The organism is Nonomuraea sp. 3-1Str, from assembly GCF_031570565.1.
In the GTDB taxonomy this organism is placed as follows: Bacteria; Actinomycetota; Actinomycetes; order Streptosporangiales; family Streptosporangiaceae; genus Nonomuraea.
The window spans coordinates 146,907-163,592 of sequence record NZ_JALHBK010000001.1 but is presented as its reverse complement, the minus strand read 5'-3'; the positions used below and the strand labels follow the sequence as shown (position 1 = coordinate 163,592).

The 16,686-nt window shown below is 73.3% G+C and carries 19 protein-coding genes; 11 read left to right on the top strand and 8 right to left on the bottom strand.

Features of this window, described 5'->3' with window-relative positions:
- Window positions 1-69 precede the first annotated feature (69 nt).
- Entirely contained in the window at window positions 70-1,233 is a 1,164-nt protein-coding gene (locus MTP10_RS00935) for a hypothetical protein (protein WP_310706997.1), read from the top strand.
- Window positions 1,234-1,241: 8 nt separating this feature from the next.
- Here the strand turns inward: MTP10_RS00935 and MTP10_RS00930 are convergent, their stop codons facing one another.
- On the bottom strand, window positions 1,242-2,186 hold the full coding sequence (locus MTP10_RS00930; RefSeq protein ID WP_310706996.1) for an ATP-dependent DNA ligase: 945 nt from the start codon (window positions 2,184-2,186) through the stop codon (window positions 1,242-1,244).
- 270 nt (window positions 2,187-2,456) lie between these two features.
- On the opposite strand from MTP10_RS00930, the gene MTP10_RS00925 reads away from it, so the two are divergent.
- The gene (locus MTP10_RS00925) at window positions 2,457-2,873 is read left to right on the top strand and encodes a hypothetical protein (RefSeq protein WP_310706995.1); all 417 of its coding nucleotides are present in this window, start codon (window positions 2,457-2,459) and stop codon (window positions 2,871-2,873) included.
- A gap of 8 nt (window positions 2,874-2,881) precedes the next feature.
- Here the strand turns inward: MTP10_RS00925 and crcB are convergent, their stop codons facing one another.
- The 4 genes from crcB to MTP10_RS00905 all read right to left on the bottom strand — a co-directional run bounded on the left by crcB (window position 2,882) and on the right by MTP10_RS00905 (window position 5,645).
- Window positions 2,882-3,238: a fluoride efflux transporter CrcB gene (gene crcB / locus MTP10_RS00920; RefSeq protein ID WP_310706994.1), complete on the bottom strand. Its 357-nt coding sequence runs from the start codon at window positions 3,236-3,238 to the stop codon at window positions 2,882-2,884.
- Entirely contained in the window at window positions 3,235-3,651 is a 417-nt protein-coding gene (locus MTP10_RS00915; RefSeq protein ID WP_310706993.1) for a DUF190 domain-containing protein, read from the bottom strand. The genes crcB and MTP10_RS00915 overlap by 4 nt, the downstream gene beginning before the upstream one ends.
- On the bottom strand, window positions 3,648-4,163 hold the full coding sequence (locus MTP10_RS00910; protein ID WP_310706992.1) for a CrcB family protein: 516 nt from the start codon (window positions 4,161-4,163) through the stop codon (window positions 3,648-3,650). Before MTP10_RS00910 ends, MTP10_RS00915 begins: the two co-directional genes overlap by 4 nt.
- A 120-nt stretch (window positions 4,164-4,283) precedes the next feature.
- Window positions 4,284-5,645, bottom strand: a complete 1,362-nt coding sequence (locus MTP10_RS00905) for a potassium transporter TrkG (protein WP_310706991.1) — start codon at window positions 5,643-5,645, stop codon at window positions 4,284-4,286.
- A gap of 105 nt (window positions 5,646-5,750) precedes the next feature.
- Between MTP10_RS00905 and MTP10_RS00900 the strand changes: the two genes are divergently transcribed.
- From MTP10_RS00900 to MTP10_RS00880, 5 genes are all read left to right on the top strand, one after another.
- Window positions 5,751-6,032: a metal-sensitive transcriptional regulator gene (locus MTP10_RS00900; RefSeq protein WP_310706990.1), complete on the top strand. Its 282-nt coding sequence runs from the start codon at window positions 5,751-5,753 to the stop codon at window positions 6,030-6,032.
- A 65-nt stretch (window positions 6,033-6,097) separates the two neighbouring features.
- The gene (locus tag MTP10_RS00895; protein ID WP_310706989.1) at window positions 6,098-6,316 is read left to right on the top strand and encodes a heavy-metal-associated domain-containing protein; all 219 of its coding nucleotides are present in this window, start codon (window positions 6,098-6,100) and stop codon (window positions 6,314-6,316) included.
- A 224-nt stretch (window positions 6,317-6,540) separates the two neighbouring features.
- Window positions 6,541-7,338, top strand: coding sequence for a hypothetical protein (locus MTP10_RS00890; protein ID WP_310706988.1), 798 nt, complete (start codon window positions 6,541-6,543; stop codon window positions 7,336-7,338).
- A 27-nt stretch (window positions 7,339-7,365) separates the two neighbouring features.
- The gene (locus MTP10_RS00885) at window positions 7,366-9,630 is read left to right on the top strand and encodes a heavy metal translocating P-type ATPase (RefSeq protein WP_310706987.1); all 2,265 of its coding nucleotides are present in this window, start codon (window positions 7,366-7,368) and stop codon (window positions 9,628-9,630) included.
- A 197-nt stretch (window positions 9,631-9,827) separates the two neighbouring features.
- A complete protein-coding gene (locus tag MTP10_RS00880; RefSeq protein WP_310706986.1) occupies window positions 9,828-10,460 on the top strand; it encodes a DUF305 domain-containing protein in 633 nt (210 codons plus the stop codon).
- Between the two features lie 81 nt (window positions 10,461-10,541).
- On the opposite strand, the gene MTP10_RS00875 is transcribed toward MTP10_RS00880, so the two are convergent.
- Entirely contained in the window at window positions 10,542-10,844 is a 303-nt protein-coding gene (locus MTP10_RS00875; protein WP_310706985.1) for a hypothetical protein, read from the bottom strand.
- Window positions 10,841-11,398, bottom strand: a complete 558-nt coding sequence (locus MTP10_RS00870; protein WP_310706984.1) for a DUF5709 domain-containing protein — start codon at window positions 11,396-11,398, stop codon at window positions 10,841-10,843. Before MTP10_RS00870 ends, MTP10_RS00875 begins: the two co-directional genes overlap by 4 nt.
- Before the next feature lie 211 nt (window positions 11,399-11,609).
- Between MTP10_RS00870 and MTP10_RS00865 the strand changes: the two genes are divergently transcribed.
- Window positions 11,610-12,713, top strand: coding sequence for a YbdK family carboxylate-amine ligase (locus MTP10_RS00865; RefSeq protein WP_310706983.1), 1,104 nt, complete (start codon window positions 11,610-11,612; stop codon window positions 12,711-12,713).
- A 33-nt stretch (window positions 12,714-12,746) separates the two neighbouring features.
- Here MTP10_RS00865 and MTP10_RS00860 read toward each other — a convergent pair whose 3' ends face one another.
- Window positions 12,747-13,760: a zinc-binding alcohol dehydrogenase family protein gene (locus MTP10_RS00860; protein ID WP_310706982.1), complete on the bottom strand. Its 1,014-nt coding sequence runs from the start codon at window positions 13,758-13,760 to the stop codon at window positions 12,747-12,749.
- 211 nt (window positions 13,761-13,971) lie between these two features.
- Between MTP10_RS00860 and MTP10_RS00855 the strand changes: the two genes are divergently transcribed.
- The 3 genes from MTP10_RS00855 to MTP10_RS00845 are packed head-to-tail and all read left to right on the top strand — an operon-like array spanning window position 13,972 to window position 16,678.
- Complete coding sequence (locus MTP10_RS00855; protein WP_310706981.1) at window positions 13,972-15,006, top strand: LLM class flavin-dependent oxidoreductase; 1,035 nt, start codon at window positions 13,972-13,974, stop codon at window positions 15,004-15,006.
- Complete coding sequence (locus tag MTP10_RS00850) at window positions 15,003-16,157, top strand: LLM class flavin-dependent oxidoreductase (RefSeq protein WP_310706980.1); 1,155 nt, start codon at window positions 15,003-15,005, stop codon at window positions 16,155-16,157. Before MTP10_RS00855 ends, MTP10_RS00850 begins: the two co-directional genes overlap by 4 nt.
- A complete protein-coding gene (locus tag MTP10_RS00845; protein ID WP_310706979.1) occupies window positions 16,154-16,678 on the top strand; it encodes a flavin reductase family protein in 525 nt (174 codons plus the stop codon). The genes MTP10_RS00850 and MTP10_RS00845 overlap by 4 nt, the downstream gene beginning before the upstream one ends.
- Window positions 16,679-16,686 lie beyond the last annotated feature (8 nt).

The following is a 16,686-nucleotide window of genomic DNA, read 5'->3' as shown; positions in this document are numbered from 1 at the left end:
GGACGGGCCGGACATGGTCTGTAAGGATCTTTCGAGTACTTTTCCCCCTCGGAAGGCACACGGAAGAACATGCGGGTCGCACACGTACTGCTCACGGCAGCCCTCACCTCCACCCTCACCTCCACCCTCACCGGCACCTTCGCCTCCGCCCCGGCCGTCGCGGCGCGGGCGGAGGCACGGCCGATCGAGCTACCGGCGGAGGTGAACGGCGGAGCCTGGCAGTCGGGTCACGTGCAGGGCATCGCCATCGACCAGAAGAAGGGGTACATGTACTTCTCCTTCACCAACCTCCTGGTCAAGACCGACATGAAGGGCAAGCCGGTGGGCTCGGTCACCGGGTTCACCGGCCACCTGGGCGACCTCGACTTCAACGACAAGGACGGCCGCGTCTACGGCTCGCTGGAGTACAAGGACGCCAAGGCGTTCTACATCGCCATCTTCGACGTGGACCGGATCACCAGCCTCGGCATGAACGCCGAGGGCTCCGACGTGGTGACCGCCGTCTACCTCAAGGACGTGGTGGACGACTACAGCGCCGACATGAACGGCGACGGCGTCTTCGACGGCAACATGGGCAACACCCCCGACCACCGCTACGGGTGCAGCGGCATCGACGGCGTCGCCTTCGGGCCGGAGTTCGGCAAGCGCGGCGGCCGGCAGAAGCTGACCGTCGCCTACGGCATCTACTCCAACACCACGCGCCAGGACAACGACCACCAGGTCATCCTCCAGTACGACATCCGCGACTGGCGCCGGTACGAGCGCCCGCTCACCCAGGCCCAGCCGCACACGGCCGGCCCGGAGCGGTCGGACGGCAAGTACTTCGTCCGCACGGGCAACACCACCTACGGCGTGCAGAACCTGGAGTACGACCGCCGGTCGGGCAACTGGCTGATGGCCGTCTACAAGGGCGTCAAGCCCCAGTTCCCGAACTACTCGCTGTTCGTGGTCGACGGCTCCGCCCGCCCGGTGGAAGGCCCGATCGAGGGGCAGCCGCAGCCGGAGCGTGGCGCGCTCCTCCCGCTGCTGCGCCAGGGCCTGCACCACGACGCGACCGACGTGTGGGGATGGGAGTCGGGCGGCCAGTACGGCCTGGCCTCGCTCGACGACGGCCGCTTCTACCTGGCCAAGGACGGCACGGTCGTGGAGGACGGCGTGACCAAGCAGACCGGCCGCGCCCAGCTGCACCGCTGGACCGGCCAGGCCCCGACCCCGTTCGAGCAGATCCAGTAGCGACGAGGTCACTCGCCCCGGCGGGCACGGGCGCGGCGCTTGCCCTCGTGCATGGCCTGCACCCGTGCCACCGGGATCGTGTGCCCCTCCTCGACCAGGCCGGCGGGCAGCCGCTGCGGCGGCGGCATCAGCTCCGCCCACGGGTCACGACCGTCCAGCAGCCCCGGCACGGACCGGACGGTGAAGTCGCGCGGGCTCACCTGTTCGAGCTCCTCCCAGGGCACCGGGAACGACACCGGCACCTCCGGCCGGACACGCGGGCTGTAGGCGGCCACCACCGTCGCGCCGCCCGCCCGGGTCGAGTCGATGAACACCTTGCCCTCGCGGTCCTCCCGGATGAACGCCGTCGTGGCCAGCTCCGGGTCGAGGCGCGCGGCCCGGGCGCCCACGGCCCGGGTGGCCGCCGCCAGGTCCTCCGCCGGGACGCCCTCCTCCACGGGGACGAACACGTGCGCGCCCTTGGCGCCGCTGGTCTTGACCGCCCCGGCCAGGCCGGCGTCGGCGAGCGCCTGCCGGACGAGCAGGGCCGCGCGCACGGCGAGGTCGAACGCGGCGCCCTCCGGCGGGTCGAGGTCGAGCACCAGGTGGGTGGGGACGCCGGCACGCGCCAGCGCCGGGTGGTACTCCACCGCCCGCTGGTTGGCGAACCACAGCAGCGTGCGCCGGTCGTCGCACAGGGCGTACGACACCTGCCGGTGGGACGCCTCGGCCCAGACGGAGACCGTGCGTACCCAGGACGGGGCGTACTTGGGGACGTTCTTCTGCATGAAGGCCGGCTGACCGGGGCGGACCCGCACGACCGACAGGGGGCGCTCGCGCAGGGCGGGCAGGATCCGGTCGCTGACGGCGTCGAGGTAGTCGACCAGGTCCCGTTTCGTGGCGCCGGACCCGTCGAACAGTGGCTGGTCCAGGTTGGTCAGCGGCACACCGTCGCGCGTCTCATCACTGCTCACCCGCCCCACCCTGCCCGCCTCACGGCTCGTCAGGCAACACCTCCACGCCGCCGGCCGTACAGCGACCTGGACGCTCTCAGGTCCTCCCTGGTCGCGCTGCTCCGCCAGGTGGGCCACCGGCCACAGGTGTAACGTCGGCACCTCCTGCCTCCCGGGCTCTCCCGCCGGGCGAAGGCCTTCCCGGGCGCGACACGCCGAGTCTGCTCGGGGGAGGCGAATTGTGGTGTTTTGGGCGAGGTTAGGGACGGTATTCCGCTTGTGGGGGGTGCCATGAAACAGATCGTTGCCGCTGGTCTCGGAGTGGTGGTCATGCTCGGCCTGTGCGCCGCCTCGGCGCGGGCCGACGGGGATCTTCGCGACCTGAGCTCGGCGAGTTCCGACGGCCATGGGGCCGCTGCGGACGGTGACGGCGATGGCCAGAACGTCAGCAGCCGCCAGTACCGAATCCTGCTCCGCCAGTGCTCGTACGCGAACACGCCCGGCGCGCGCGCCCGCTGCCGCTCGAACGTGAGGGCCACCTACCGCATCGGCGCGGCCGACCCGTCACTGGACTGCCGGACCTACTCCGGCGTGACGGTGTGCGGGAAGCTCATGCTGAGCCCGTCCGAGCGCTCCTGCGTCACGGACTCGGTCGCGCAGGGGCTGTCCTACCGGCGCTCCGAGGTGGAGTGCTACGTCTTCCTCTGATCCGGCGATCACAGGGCCAGGGCGACCGTCATGCCGCACCACGCGGCGCCGAACCCGGCCGCCACGCTGCCCAGCGCGTTGAGCAGCGCGTACGTCCTGGCGCCGTCGCGGACCAGCCGCACGGTCTCGTACCCGAACGTCGAGTACGTGGTCAGCGCGCCGCAGAAGCCGGTGCCCAGCAGGGCCATGACGGGGCCGGGCGCCGGCACGGCGGCGAGGAAGCCCAGCAGGGCCGAGCCGAGCACGTTGACCGTGAGGGTGCCCCAGGGGAACAGGGAGTCGTGGCGCGCCTGCACGGCCCGGTCGGCCAGATAGCGCAGCGGGGCGCCGACGGCGGCCCCCAGCGCGACGAGCAGCACGGTCACGAGTCGCGCCCGCCCGCGCCGGTCCCGTACGGCCCGTCCGCGTCCGTCCCGTCCGCCGGCTCCGTGAAGGCGTCTCCGGAGGAGCGGCCCGCGTAGCGGATCACCTCCACCTCGTCGAGGATCACCAGCCCCTCGGTGACCAGCTCGTCGAGCTGCGGCAGGAAGGACCGCACCTTGTCCGGCGCGTCCACGATCACGATCGCCAGCGGAAGGTCCTCCGACAGCGACAGGATCCGGGTGGTGTGGATGCGGCTGGAGGCGCCGAAGCCCTCGATGCCGCGCATCACGCTGGCCCCCGCCAGCCCCGCGCGGTGGGCCCGGTGCACGATCTCGTGGTAGAGCGGCTTGTGCCGCCACACGTCGCTCTCCCCGACGTAGACGGTCAGGCGCAACGCCGAGCCGTGGAGTCTCATCGCTCCTCCTCTCTCGACCGCCGGTCCAGGAACAGCAGGCGGCCCAGACGGTCGCCCAGGTGGACCGCCAACAGCGCGGCGACCAGCGTGCCCGCCAGGTAGGCCAGCGCCGTGCGCGGCTCGCCCGCCTGGAGCGTCCGCTGCGCGTCCACCACGTACGTCGAGAAGGTGGTGTACCCGCCCAGCACGCCCACCCCCAGGAAGGGCCGCACCAGCGGGTGGACCCGCCACGCCTCGGTCACGGCGACCATGAGCACGCCGATCAGCAGGCACCCCGTCACGTTGACCCCCCACGTGGCCCAGGCGAACGCCCCGGGCGCGTGGGGGAAGGCCAGCGTGATGCCCCAGCGGGCCAGCGCGCCGAGCATCCCGCCCACGGAGACCGCGCCGAGCGTGGCCCAGGGGACCCGCCGCAGCCGGCGCCCCAGGGGCCGGTCCGGGCGCGGCGGCCGCGGGCCGACGCCGGTCTCGGCGAGGCGGGGCGCTCCGGACTCCGGGCGGGCGTCGGACATGGCTCTCCTACCGGCTCTTCCACCGGGCGTTCTCGCCGGGCATTCCGGCCGGGCATCTCTCATGGGGCACGTCCATCAGGTGCCGGCTCTCGTAGCGAGGCTACCCGCGGGCGGAGATCCTCAGCCGACGATCACCCGTTCCTCCGGCAGCTCGTAGCGGCGGGTACGCTCCTTCAGGGCCAGCGCCGACCCCAGCGTGAGCGGCCCGATCCGGCCGGCGAACATGAGCGTCACGAGCAACACGTGCCCGGCGGTCGTCACGTCGGAGGTGATGCCGGTGGACATCCCCGCCGTGCCGAAGGCCGCCACCACCTCGAACAGCACCCGGTCCAGACCGTGCGGCGTGAGGACCAGCAGCACGTACGTCGAGACGACGACGAGCGCCATGCCCATCGCCGAGATCGACACGGCCTGCCGCTGCGCCGACTCGGGCAGCCGCCGCCGCCCGACCGCGACGTGCCGCTCGCCCCGCAGCTCGGCCCAGATGACGAACGCCAGCAGCCCGAACGTGGTCACCTTGATCCCGCCCGCGGTGCCCGCGCTGCCGCCGCCGACGAACATCAGCACCTCGGTCACCAGCCAGCTCGACGGCTGCATCTGGGCGATGTCCAGGCTGTTGAAGCCGGCCGAGCGCGCCATGACGGAGGTGAAGAAGGCCGCCAGCAGCTTGCCGCCGTCGTCCAGGGGGGCCAGCGTCGCCGGGTTGCGCCACTCGGTGGTGAGGTACGCCAGCGTGCCCGCCCCCAGCAGGATGAGCGTCGCCCCGACCGTGACGCGGGTGATGATCGACCACCGGCTCGGCCGCCGCCAGGAGCGCAGCAGCTCGAAGACGACCGGGAAGCCGAGCCCGCCCACGATCACGGCCGTGGCCACCGTCAGGCAGATCCACGGGTCGGCCACGAACCGCATCAGGCTGTCCGGCCACAGCCCGAACCCGGCGTTGTTGAACGCCGACACCGCGTGGAAGGCGCCCAGGTAGAGAGCCCGGGACAGCGGCTCGTCGTACCCGGCGACGAAGCGGGCGGTGAGCACGACGGCGATGACGACCTCGCAGGCGAGGCTGAAGAGCGCCACCTTGCGCACCAGCCGCCGCACCTCGGCCATGCTGAGGGCCTTGGTCTCGGCCTGGGCGAACAGCCGCGCCCGCAGTCCGAGCCGTCCGGCGACGAGCACGGTGAACAGGGTGGCCAGCGTCATGATGCCCAGCCCGCCCGCCTGCACCAGTCCGGCGATCACCACCTCGCCGAACACGGACCAGTGGGAGGCGGTGTCCACCACCACCAGCCCGGTCACGGACACGGCGGAGGTCGCGGTGAACAGCGCCGTCACCAGTCCGGCGGACTCCCCGGTCGTGGTGGCCACGGGCAGCGAGAGCAGCCCCGTGCCGAGGGCGATCGCCGCGCCGAACCCGGTGGCGATGACCTGTGCGGGGTGGTGGAACCGGTCGAGGAGGGACGAGTAACGTCCGGCGCGCCGTCTCATCGCGCAAACCGTAACAGCCTTCGCGGCAGGCTCCGCACCCCCGTCGGAATACGGTAGGGGGGTATCGTGTTAGAGTGGGTGACAGCAAGGGAGAGGGGGATCGGCATGGCGGGATACTCCGCACGCAAGGACGACCACAGCCGGCGGCTGCGCCGGATCGAGGGGCAGGTCCGCGGGCTGCAGCGGATGGTGGAGGACGACAAGTACTGCATCGACGTCCTGACCCAGGTGTCGGCGGCCACCAGCGCCCTCCAGTCGTTCGCTCTTTCCATGTTGGAGGAGCACCTGGCCCACTGTGTCGCCGAGGCCACCCGCGAGGGCGGGCCCGAGGCGCAGGCCAAGGTCAAGGAGGCGTCCGACGCGATCGCGCGGCTCGTCCGCTCGTGACCCGGCTTCGAGTTCCGTTTTTGATTCAGCGTTCTTCCACCGACGTTATCGAGGAGTGATTCGGTATGGCCACCACCACCGCTACCTACACCGTCAAGGGCATGACCTGCGGCCACTGCGTCAGCTCGGTGAAGGAGGAGGTCGGCGAGGTGCCCGGCGTGACGGGTGTCGAGGTCGACCTGGCGAGCGGGCTGCTGACCGTCGGCAGCGAGCAGCCGATCGAGCCGGGGCGCATCGTGGCCGCCGTCGAGGGGGCCGGTTACACGGTGGAGAGTACGTCGTGAACACGGCGGGCAGGCTCGGGCTGTACGCCCTGGGGCTGGCTGTGGCGTTCGGCGGGGCGTTCGGTGTGGGCGGCGCCGTGGGTGACACGGGCACGCCGGGGACCGCGGTCCCCGGCGCCCACGCCGAGCAGCCCGGAGAAGGTCACGGCGGCGAGGGTCACGGCAGTGGGGGCCGGGGCACAGGGGCACAGGCAGGTGCGGAGGATACCCCCGGGGGGCTTCAAGTGTCAGAGAGCGGCTACACCTTCGTCCCGCTGACCGGCGAGATCCGGCCCGGCGAGCCCACCGACTTCCGCTTCGCCGTGACGGGCCCCGGCGGGCGCAACGTCACCGGCTTCGAGGTGCGCCACGACAAGCGGCTCCACCTCATCGTGGCCTCGCGCGACCTGACGACGTTCCAGCACGTCCATCCGGAGATGTCGGCCGACGGCGTCTGGACGGTCAAGCTGACGCTGCCCGCCGCGGGCGCCTACCGGGCCTTCGCCGACTTCGCGCCGGCCGGCGGCCCCGCGCTGACCCTCGGCGCCGATGTGTTCGTGGCCGGCGGCTACACGCCCCGGCCGCTGCCCGCGGCGAGCCGTACGACGACCGTGGACGGCTACACGGTCGAGCTGGCCGGCGACCTGGTCCCCGGCCGGTCGAGCAGGCTGGCGCTCAAGGTGACCAAGGCCGGCGAGCCGGTCACCGACCTGCAGCCGTATCTTGGGGCGTACGGGCACCTCGTCGCCCTGCGCGGCGGCGACCTGGCGTACCTGCACGTCCACCCGGAGGGCGCGCCCGGCGACGGCGTCACCAAGGCCGGTCCCGAGATCGTCTTCTACGCCGAGGCGCCGAGCGGCGGCGACTACCGCCTGTTCCTGGACTTCCAGCACCAGGGCCAGGTTCGCACCGCCGCCTTCACCGTCCACGCCGGCCCGTCCGCCGCGCAGCCGGCGCCGAGCACCACGCCGAGCGGCAAGCCCGGCAGCACGCCGAGCGCCGGCGAGGGTGACCACGCCGACCAGGGCGAGCACGCGCACTGAGCGCGGGACGCGACGAAAGGAGAGGCGATGTCTCCCATCACGGAGTCCCCGATCACCGGTGAGAGGCCGCACGACGCGGTCGAGTTGTCGATCGGTGGCATGACCTGCGCGTCCTGCGCCAACCGCATCGAGCGCAAGCTGAACAAGCTGGACGGCGTGACCGCCACGGTCAACTACGCCACGGAGAAGGCCAAGGTCATCTTCCCCGACGGGCTGGACCCCCATGTCCTGGTCGCGGAGGTGGAGAAGGCCGGCTACAGCGCCGCGCTCCCCGCTCCACCGGCGCCCGAGACCGACGAGCCGCGAGAGCCGGAAGCGGCCCAGGACGAGCTCGCGCCGCTGCGGGCCCGGCTCATCACCGCCGTGGTGCTGAGCGTCCCGGTGATCGCCATGGCGATGGTGCCGCCGCTGCAGTTCACCAACTGGCAGTGGCTGTCGCTCACGCTGGCCGCGCCGGTCGTGGTCTACGCCGGCTGGCCGTTCCACAAGGCCGCCTGGACCAACCTGCGGCACGGCGCGGCGACGATGGACACGCTGGTCTCCCTCGGCACGCTGGCCGCGCTCGGCTGGTCGCTGTGGGCGCTGTTCTTCGGCACGGCCGGGGTGCCCGGCATGACGCACCCGTTCGAGCTGACGATCGCCCGCACCGACGGCTCGGGCAACATCTACCTGGAGGCCGCGGCGGGGGTGACCGCGTTCATCCTGGCCGGGCGCTACTTCGAGGCCCGCTCCAAGCGGCGGGCCGGGGCGGCGCTGCGGGCGCTGATGGAGCTGGGCGCCAAGGACGTGGCCGTGCTGCGCGACGGCGCCGAGGTGCGCGTCCCGATCTCGCGGCTGGCCGCCGGCGACCGGTTCGTGGTCCGGCCGGGCGAGAAGATCGCCACGGACGGCGTGGTCGACGAGGGCACCTCCGCGGTCGACGCCTCGATGCTGACGGGGGAGTCCGTCCCGGTCGAGGTACGGCCGGGCGACGCGGTCACCGGCGCCACCGTCAACGCGGGCGGCCGGATGGTCGTGCGCGCCACCCGGGTCGGCTCCGACACCCAGCTCGCCCAGATGGCCAGGCTCGTGGAGGAGGCCCAGACCGGCAAGGCGCAGGTGCAGCGGCTGGCCGACCGGATCTCCGGCGTGTTCGTGCCCATCGTGATCGCGCTGTCGCTGGGCACGCTCGGCTTCTGGCTCGGCGCGGGCGCGGGCCCGGCGGCGGCCTTCACCGCCGCGGTGGCCGTGCTCATCATCGCCTGCCCGTGCGCCCTGGGCCTGGCCACCCCGACCGCGCTGCTGGTCGGCACGGGCCGGGGCGCCCAGCTCGGCATCCTCATCAAGGGGCCTGAGGTGCTGGAGTCGACCCGGCGGGTGGACACCGTCGTCCTGGACAAGACCGGCACCGTCACCGAGGGCCGCATGACGCTGGTCGAGACGCACGTCGGCGACGGCGAGGACGAGACCGAGGTGCTGCGCCTGGCCGGCGCCCTGGAGAACGCCTCCGAGCACCCCATCGCCCGGGCCGTCGCCCGGGGCGCGGCCGAGCAGGCCGGCGAGCTGCCCGTGCCCGAGGACTTCGCCAACGTCGAGGGCCTGGGCGTGCAGGGGATCGTGGACGGGCACGCCGTGCTCGTCGGCCGGCCCCGGCTGCTGGCCGAGTGGTCGCAGCACCTGCCGCCGGACCTGGAGCGGGCGCTGGACAAGGCGCAGGAGGCCGGCCGCACGGCCGTGGCGGTCGGATGGGACGGCAAGGCCCGCGCGGTCCTCGTCGTGGCGGACGTGGTCAAGCCCACCTCGGCCGAGGCGATCCGGCGGCTGCGGGCGCTCGGCCTGAGGCCGGTGCTGCTGACCGGCGACAACGAGGCCGTCGCGCGGAGCGTGGCCGCCGAGGTCGGCGTCGACGAGGTCATCGCCGAGGTGCTGCCCCAGGACAAGGTGGACGTCGTCAAGCGGCTCCAGTCCGAGGGCAGGTCGGTGGCCATGGTCGGCGACGGGGTCAACGACGCCGCCGCGCTCGCCCAGGCCGACCTGGGCCTGGCCATGGGCACCGGCACGGACGTGGCCATCGAGGCGTCCGATCTCACGCTCGTGCGGGGCGACCTCCGCGTGGCGGCGGACGCGATCCGGCTGTCGCGGCGGACGTTGCGTACGATCAAGGGGAACCTGTTCTGGGCGTTCGCCTACAACGTGGCCGCCCTGCCGCTGGCCGCCATGGGGTTGCTCAACCCCATGATCGCCGGTGCCGCGATGGCGTTCTCCAGCGTCTTCGTGGTCAGCAACAGCCTGCGGCTGCGCGGGTTCAAGTGATCGAAGCGCAGCCGCCCGAGAGCGGCCGAGGCGGCCGGTGACGAGAGAGTCCCGGCCGCCTCGGCTCTGTTTCCGGTCAGGCGCGGGTCAGGCGGGGCTCGGTCTCCGGACCGCCCGCGTGTCGGTGCCGCGCGCACGGGCCGATCACTCCCACGATTACGGTCAACGCACAGTCCATCGCCGGGAGTGACATCGCCATGCTCGCCCACCGCATGCTCGCCCACCGTACGACCGCCCGCGCCGCGACCGTCGCGGCCGCCGCTCTCGCGCTGCTGACCGCCTGCGGCGGGACCGGCGACGAGGCCGCCGCTCCCGGAGCGGCGGCCGACGCGCCCGTGCCGGCCGCCCGGCAGACCAGCGCCCAGCCCTCCGGCGAGCACGACGACGCCGACGTGATGTTCGCGCGGATGATGATCCCGCATCACCGGCAGGCCGTCGAGATGGCCGACCTGGCCGCCACCCGTGCCGAGGACCCCGAGGTCAGGAAGCTGGCCGAGCGCATCAAGGCCGCTCAGGAGCCGGAGATCGCCGCCATGAGCGGCTGGCTTCACGAGTGGGGTGAGCCGGAGTCCGCCGGCGGGCACATGAGGCACCGCATGCCCGGCATGATGTCCGCCGACGACATGGAGGACCTCGAAGCGGTCAGCGGCGAGATCTTCGACAAGGAGTTCACGCGGCTGATGATCGAGCACCACAAGGGGGCGGTCGAGATGGCCCAGACCGAGCAGCGGCAGGGCCTGAACGCCGGCGCCAAGCAGCTCGCCCGAAGCATCGAGTCGTCGCAACGGGATGAGATCGACCAGATGCGGCGCATCCTCGACCGCCTCTGAGCGCGGCGCCCGCGTGCAGGCGCCCGCGTGCCGGCGCTGGGCCAGGTGCCGGGTCAGGCCCTGTCATGCCACGTCGTCGTGTCAGGTGTCGTACGGGCGGCCGGTGCCCTCGCCGGGCAGGTAGCCGCCGTCGTCCTCGACCACCCCGTGGGTGGCCTCGTCCACCGGCCCCTCGACCCGGAAGTCCGGGTGCCCGTCGTGGCCCTGCTGCTCGACCGCGCCGGGCGGCATCGGGTGCGGGCTGGGACCCGCCGTCTCCAGGTGGTCCTCGATCTCGTCCGTGCGCGCCGCCACGGACTTCTCGCCGGAGCCGGCCGTCACGCCCCACTCGTCGTCGCGGCCCGTGACGTACCCCATGGGCTCGGCGTAGCCGCTCTGGCTCACTCGGGCTCCACGCGCATGGCGGCCTCCTCGGCGGTGAAGCCGCCCGCGTCCGGGCCGACCTCCCGGGCCACCTCGTCCGGCTCGACGTCCCCGCGAACGCCCTCGTCGGGCGCGACCAGCCGGCCCGCCGGTCGCGGGTCGTCCCAGACGGCGCCGGACGGCTCCTCCGGCTGCGCCTGCCAGGAGGGGTCCACGTCGTCGTCCGGCTGGAAGTCGGTGTCGAGGTCCGAGCCGACGCCCAGCCCGCCGTCCTCGGTCACCCGCTCGTCGTCGTCCCCGGCGGTCTCGTCGCGTACGGTCGCCGGACCGTCCACCTCGTACAGCGGCTGGTCGTCGGGCACCTCGCGGCTCAGGCGGCCGTCCAGCGACTCGCCCTGGATCTGCTCGTCGATCGTGGTCCCGTGCTCGTCCACCGCGATCGGCCGGTCGCCGGGCAGCGGCGCCTCCTGCGGGTCCACCGCCCACTGCTGCTCGGGAGTGCCGTCCTGGAGGTCCGGGATGCCCTCGTCCTCGAACCGCGAGCGCGGGTCGTGCTCGGGAGTGTGCTGCGTCACTGCGTCCCCCTCGTGGTCTCTGGTGTCGTGTCTCTGGTCCTGTCCGAACCCCGCACGTACCCCCGGCCGCCGCGGCCTCACGGATTCGGTCCGGTCTTTCGAGGGGTCCGCCCAGGCAAACCCGCACGAAGGGTGACAAAAAACTCAGGTGGGTAGAACCACGGACGACCCCCTCTGTGCGCATAGCTAGTGATGGCGAGGAGGTGGGCACGTGGTCATCACCTCCGAGGCGGTCGGAGCCGCGACCCGGACGCTCACGATGGGTGTGGAGGAGGAGTTCCTCCTCGTGAACCGCGCAGGCGGCGACCTCTCCCTGTGCGGCCCTGAGATCACCGGCCTGCTCGGCGACGAGCGGGTCAAGACCGAAGTCATGCGCTACCAGCTCGAAACGGTCACCGGCGTGTGCGGCTGTCCCGAGGAGGCGGGCGGCCAGCTCCTGGAGTTGCGCCGCCGCGCCGCCGCTGCCGCGGCCGAGACGGGCTGCCTGCTCCTGGCCTCCGGGGTCGCGCCGCAGCGCCTTCCCGGCGAGCCCGCCGTGACGCCCGACCCGCGCTACCGCGAGCTGGACAGGCGCTTCGGCCGGCTGCTGGCCCGCACCGGCACCTGCGGCTGTCACGTCCACGTCGGCATACCGTCGCGCGAGGTGGGCGTGCAGGTGCTGACCCGGATGCGGCCGTGGCTGGCCACGCTGCTCGCGGTCAGCGCCAACTCGCCGATCGCGAACGGCCACGACACCGGGTGGGAGAGCACGAGGTACAAACGCTGGACGCGCTGGCCCTCGGCCATGGCGCCCCGGGTGTGGCGATCGGCCGCCGACTACGACGCGGCGGTGTGCCGGCTGATCCGCCGGGGGAAGGCGATCGACGAGCGCGGCGTGTACTTCCACGCCCGGCTGTCGTGCCGCTACCCGACGGTTGAGCTGCGCGTCATGGACACCGGCCTGTCGATCGACGACACCGTCCTCGTGACCGGTCTGGCGCGGACGCTGGTCGGCCTCGCCCTGGCCGAGCTGCGGGCGGGCGAGCCGATCCGGCGCATCGGCGACATGCGCGTCGCCGCCGCGCTGAACGCCGCCGCCCGCCACGGGCTGGGCGCCCTCACGCGCGACCCGTACACGGGCCGGGTGGTGAACCACGAGCGGATGCTGGCCACGCTGCTGGACCGCGTCGCCGATCCCGGCCCGATCGCCGGGCTGCTCCAGCGCTTCCGGGAGCGGGGGACCGGCGCCGCGCGGCAGCGGGCGATGTGGGCGGCGGCCGGCTCGCCCCAGGAGTTCGCCCGGATGATGGCCGACGCCACGCTGCGCAGGGGGTGAGACGGCGGCGCCCGGAGCCCTTCCCGGCCTCGCTCAGGCGTCCATGTGCAGGACGGCGGCCCCGGTGACGCGGTCGGCCGCCAGGTCGGCGAGGGCCTGCCCGGCCTCGTCCAGCCCGTACGGGACCGTGGTGACGTGCAGCGGGCTGCGCGCTGCGTGCTCCAGCAGGGCGCGGCCGTCGGCGCGCGTGTTCGCGGTGACGCTGCGCAGGGTGCGCTCCTGGAACAGGTGCTCCTGGTAGTTCAGGGACGGGATGTCGGTCAGGTGGATCCCGGCCACCGCGAGCGTGCCGCCGCGGTCCAGGGCGGCCAGCGCGACCGGCACCAGGTCGCCCACGGGCGCGAACAGGATGGCGGCGTCCAGCGGCTCCGGCGGCGCGTCGTAGGCGTCGCCCGCCGAGGCGGCGCCCAGCTCCAGCGCCAGCCGCCGGGCCTGCGCGGCGCGGGTCAGCACGTGCACGGTCGCGCCCCGGGCGATGGCCACCTGGGCGGTCAGGTGGGCCGAGGCGCCGAACCCGTACACCCCGAGGCGCCCGCCGGGCGGCAGCTCGGCGCGCAGCAGCGCCCGGTAGCCGATGATGCCCGCGCAGAGCAGGGGCGCCAGCTTCTCGGCCGGAGGATCGGCGGGCAGTGGGTGGACGAAGTCCTGGGGGGCGGTCAGGTACTCGGCGTAGCCCCCGTCGGCGTCCCAGCCGGTGTAGCGGGAGTACGGGCAGAGGTTCTCGGCGCCGCGGACGCAGTAGCGGCAGGTGCCGCAGGCCGAGCGCAGCCAGGCCACGCCCACACGGGCGCCGTCGGGCAGGTCCGCCCCGGGGCCGCGGCCCGCGACGCGGCCCACGACCTCGTGCCCGGGGACCGTGCGCGGCCGTCGCGGCGTCAGGTCGCCCTCCGCGAGATGCAGGTCGGTACGGCAGACGGCACACACCTCGACCTTGACGAGCACCTCGCCGGGGCCGGGTACGGGCACGGCCGTCCGCACGCGCTCCAGCGGTCCCGTGGCCATGGGCCCGGGCCGCGCCACCACCCACGCGGTCATCGTCTCCGCCATACCTCCATGGTCACATGCCGGCCCGGTCCCGCCCTGTCGCGCCCGCCCCGGCCTCGTGCCCGACGAAAGGGTCGCCGACAAAAAGGGACAAAGGGGTTGACCTTGAAACCTAGTTTTCCTACAGTTTTTATAGGTAATACGGCGGCGGCCCCGAGGGGCCCCCGCCGGCCGACCACTACGAGCCCGACCGCTACGAGCCCGTGGGGGCACGATGAAGTTCCTGCTGATCACCCTGATCACGTACGACGGCCGGAAGTCCGCCACCGAGCGGTTCCGCGAGGTGGTCGCCAACGCCGTGCTCGCCGAAGAGCTCGGCTTCGACGGGTTCGGCGTGGGGGAGCGGCACGAGCGGCCGTTCATCTCGTCCTCGCCGCCGGTCGTGCTGAGCCACATCGCCGCCCACACCTCCACCATCCGCCTGTTCACCGCCGTCACCACGCTCAGCCTGCTCGACCCCGTCCGTGCCTACGAGGACTACGCCACCCTCGACCACCTGTCCGGAGGCCGCCTCGAACTGATCATCGGCAAGGGCAACGGCGCCGCCCAGGCCCAGCTCTTCCACGTCACCCCCGAGGACCAGTGGGCGCGCAACCAGGAGGGCTACGAGCTGTTCCGGCGGCTGTGGCGCGAGGACAAGGTCACCTGGGAGGGCCGCTTCCGCCCGTCGCTCACCGACGCCGAGACCTGGCCCCGCCCGCTCCAGCGGCCGATCCGCGTCTGGCACGGCAGCGCCACCAGCAAGGACTCCGTCGAGCTGGCCGCCAAGTACGGCGATCCGCTGTTCTCGGCCAACGTCACCAACCCCATCGAGCCGTACGCGGAGCTGATCGACCACTACCGCGAACGCTGGGCCCACCACGGCCACGACCCCGCCGACGCGCTCGTCGGAGCCGGCACCGCCGGCTACTACGCCGCCCGCACCTCCCAGGAGGCCATCGAGACCTACCGCCCCATCTTCGACGCCCGCCGCGCCCTGTCCGAGAAGCACGGGGTGCGGCCCGTCTTCCACTCGCTGGAGGACGCCGTCGAACGCGGCTCCATCCTCGTCGGCAGCCCGCAGCAGATCATCGACAAGGTCCACCGCTACCACGGGCGTTTCGGCCACGAGGTCATGCACCTGCACGCCGACGCCGACGGCCTGACCGACAAGCAGCACCGCGAGGCGATGGAGCTGTTCCAGGCCGAGATCGCGCCCGTGCTGCGCAAGGAGATCCCCAGCCGGCCCTTCCCGGAGGCACGCGCATGACGACCCCGCTGTCCGTCCTCGACCTGTCACCCATCCCGTCCGGCGGGAGCGCCGCCGACGCGCTGCGCAACACCCTCGACCTGGCCCGGCGGGCCGACGAGCTCGGCTACCACCGGTACTGGCTGGCCGAGCACCACCTCGCCGCCGGGGTGGCCGGCTCGGCGCCCGCCGTGCTCATCGGGCTCGTGGCCGCCGCCACCAGCCGCATCAGGGTCGGCTCCGGCGCCGTCCAGCTCGGGCACCAGACGCCGCTGGCGCTGGTCGAGCAGTTCGGCCTGATCGAGGCGCTGCACCCGGGCCGCGTCGATCTCGGCCTCGGCCGCTCCGGCCACCGCGGGCCGTCGTCCGAGAAGACCCCCGGAACGCCTCGTGAGCCGGTCACCCGCGCCGGCCGCGTCGTGGACGGGCTGCTCATCCCGCCGCCCTTCGACCCCACCCGGCTGATCGCCTCGCCCCGACTGGCCTTCCAGGCGTCGCTGCTGTGGCAGCCCGGCGGCCACGCCCCGGCCTTCGCCGACCAGGTGGACGACATCCTCGCCTTCCTCCACGGCGAGTACCGGGCGCCGGAGGGCTGGACCGTCCACGCCGTGCCGGGCGAGGGAGCCGACGTGGAGGTGTGGATCCTCGGCAGCAGCGGCGGCGAGAGCGCCCGGGTGGCGGGCGAGCGCGGCCTGCCCTTCGCGGCCAACTACCACGTCAGCCCGGCGACGGTGCTGGAGGCCGTGGCCGGCTACCGGGAGGCGTTCAAGCCGTCGGCGGCGCTGGCCGAGCCGTACGTGATCGTCTCGGCGGACGTGCTGGTGGCGCCCGACGACGACACCGCCGCCGAGCTGGCCGAGCCGTACGGGCTGTGGGTGCGCGACATCCGCACCGGGGCGGGCGCGCCGCCGTACCCGACGACCGGCCAGGCCCGCGCGCACACCTGGAGCGACGAGGAGCGGGCGCTCGTCCAGGACCGGATCGACACCCGCTTCGTCGGCACCCCCGAGCGGGTCGCCGAGCGGCTGGACGTGCTGCGCCGCGTCACCGGCGCCGACGAGCTGCTCGTCACCACCATCGCCCACGGCCACGCCGAGCGGGTCCGCTCGTACGAGCTGCTCGCCGCCGCCTGGCACGAGCTGGACGCCCGCACGGAAGGAACGGCGGCATGACGGAGACCCTGCACGGCCGGGCGCGGGGCGAGGCGGTGGACGCGGACCGGTTCAAGGAGGCGCTGGCCGTCCACGCCGCCGGCGTCGTCGTGATCACCGCGCGGAGCGAGGGCGTCCCCGTGGGGCTGACCGCGACGTCGTTCTCGTCCGTCAGCCTCGACCCGCCGCTCGTCTCCTTCTACGTCGATCGTTCCTCCACCACCTGGCCCTGGCTGCGCACCGCCGACCACTTCGCGGTGAACATCCTGGCCGGCGATCAGGCGGAGCTGGCCGCCCGGTTCGCCCGCAAGAACGTCGACCGCTTCGCCGAGCCCACCCGGTGGCGGCCGGGCCCGCTCGGCGCGCCGCTGCTCCAGGACGTGTCCGCCCACCTGATCTGCCTGCCGTACGACACCTCGCACGTGGGCGACCACGTGCTCGTCGTCGGCCTCGTCGCCGAGGCCACGGTGCACGGCGAGAGCCGTCCCCTCCTCTACCACCAGGGCCGGTTCGGCCGTTTCCTCGCCCATCCCCCGTCGTGAAGGGAACA

Bases quoted from the DNA above. Each gene is read 5' to 3' on its own strand.
- MTP10_RS00935 (WP_310706997.1), top strand. From the start codon at position 70: ATGCGGGTCGCACACGTACTGCTCACGGCAGCCCTCACCTCCACCCTC.
- MTP10_RS00925 (WP_310706995.1), top strand. From the start codon at position 2,457: ATGAAACAGATCGTTGCCGCTGGTCTCGGAGTGGTGGTCATGCTCGGC.
- MTP10_RS00915 (WP_310706993.1), bottom strand. From the start codon at position 3,651: ATGAGACTCCACGGCTCGGCGTTGCGCCTGACCGTCTACGTCGGGGAG.
- MTP10_RS00910 (WP_310706992.1), bottom strand. From the start codon at position 4,163: ATGTCCGACGCCCGCCCGGAGTCCGGAGCGCCCCGCCTCGCCGAGACC.
- MTP10_RS00905 (WP_310706991.1), bottom strand. From the start codon at position 5,645: ATGAGACGGCGCGCCGGACGTTACTCGTCCCTCCTCGACCGGTTCCAC.
- MTP10_RS00900 (WP_310706990.1), top strand. From the start codon at position 5,751: ATGGCGGGATACTCCGCACGCAAGGACGACCACAGCCGGCGGCTGCGC.
- MTP10_RS00895 (WP_310706989.1), top strand. From the start codon at position 6,098: ATGGCCACCACCACCGCTACCTACACCGTCAAGGGCATGACCTGCGGC.
- MTP10_RS00885 (WP_310706987.1), top strand. From the start codon at position 7,366: ATGTCTCCCATCACGGAGTCCCCGATCACCGGTGAGAGGCCGCACGAC.
- MTP10_RS00880 (WP_310706986.1), top strand. From the start codon at position 9,828: ATGCTCGCCCACCGCATGCTCGCCCACCGTACGACCGCCCGCGCCGCG.
- MTP10_RS00860 (WP_310706982.1), bottom strand. From the start codon at position 13,760: ATGGCGGAGACGATGACCGCGTGGGTGGTGGCGCGGCCCGGGCCCATG.
- MTP10_RS00855 (WP_310706981.1), top strand. From the start codon at position 13,972: ATGAAGTTCCTGCTGATCACCCTGATCACGTACGACGGCCGGAAGTCC.
- MTP10_RS00850 (WP_310706980.1), top strand. From the start codon at position 15,003: ATGACGACCCCGCTGTCCGTCCTCGACCTGTCACCCATCCCGTCCGGC.
- MTP10_RS00845 (WP_310706979.1), top strand. From the start codon at position 16,154: ATGACGGAGACCCTGCACGGCCGGGCGCGGGGCGAGGCGGTGGACGCG.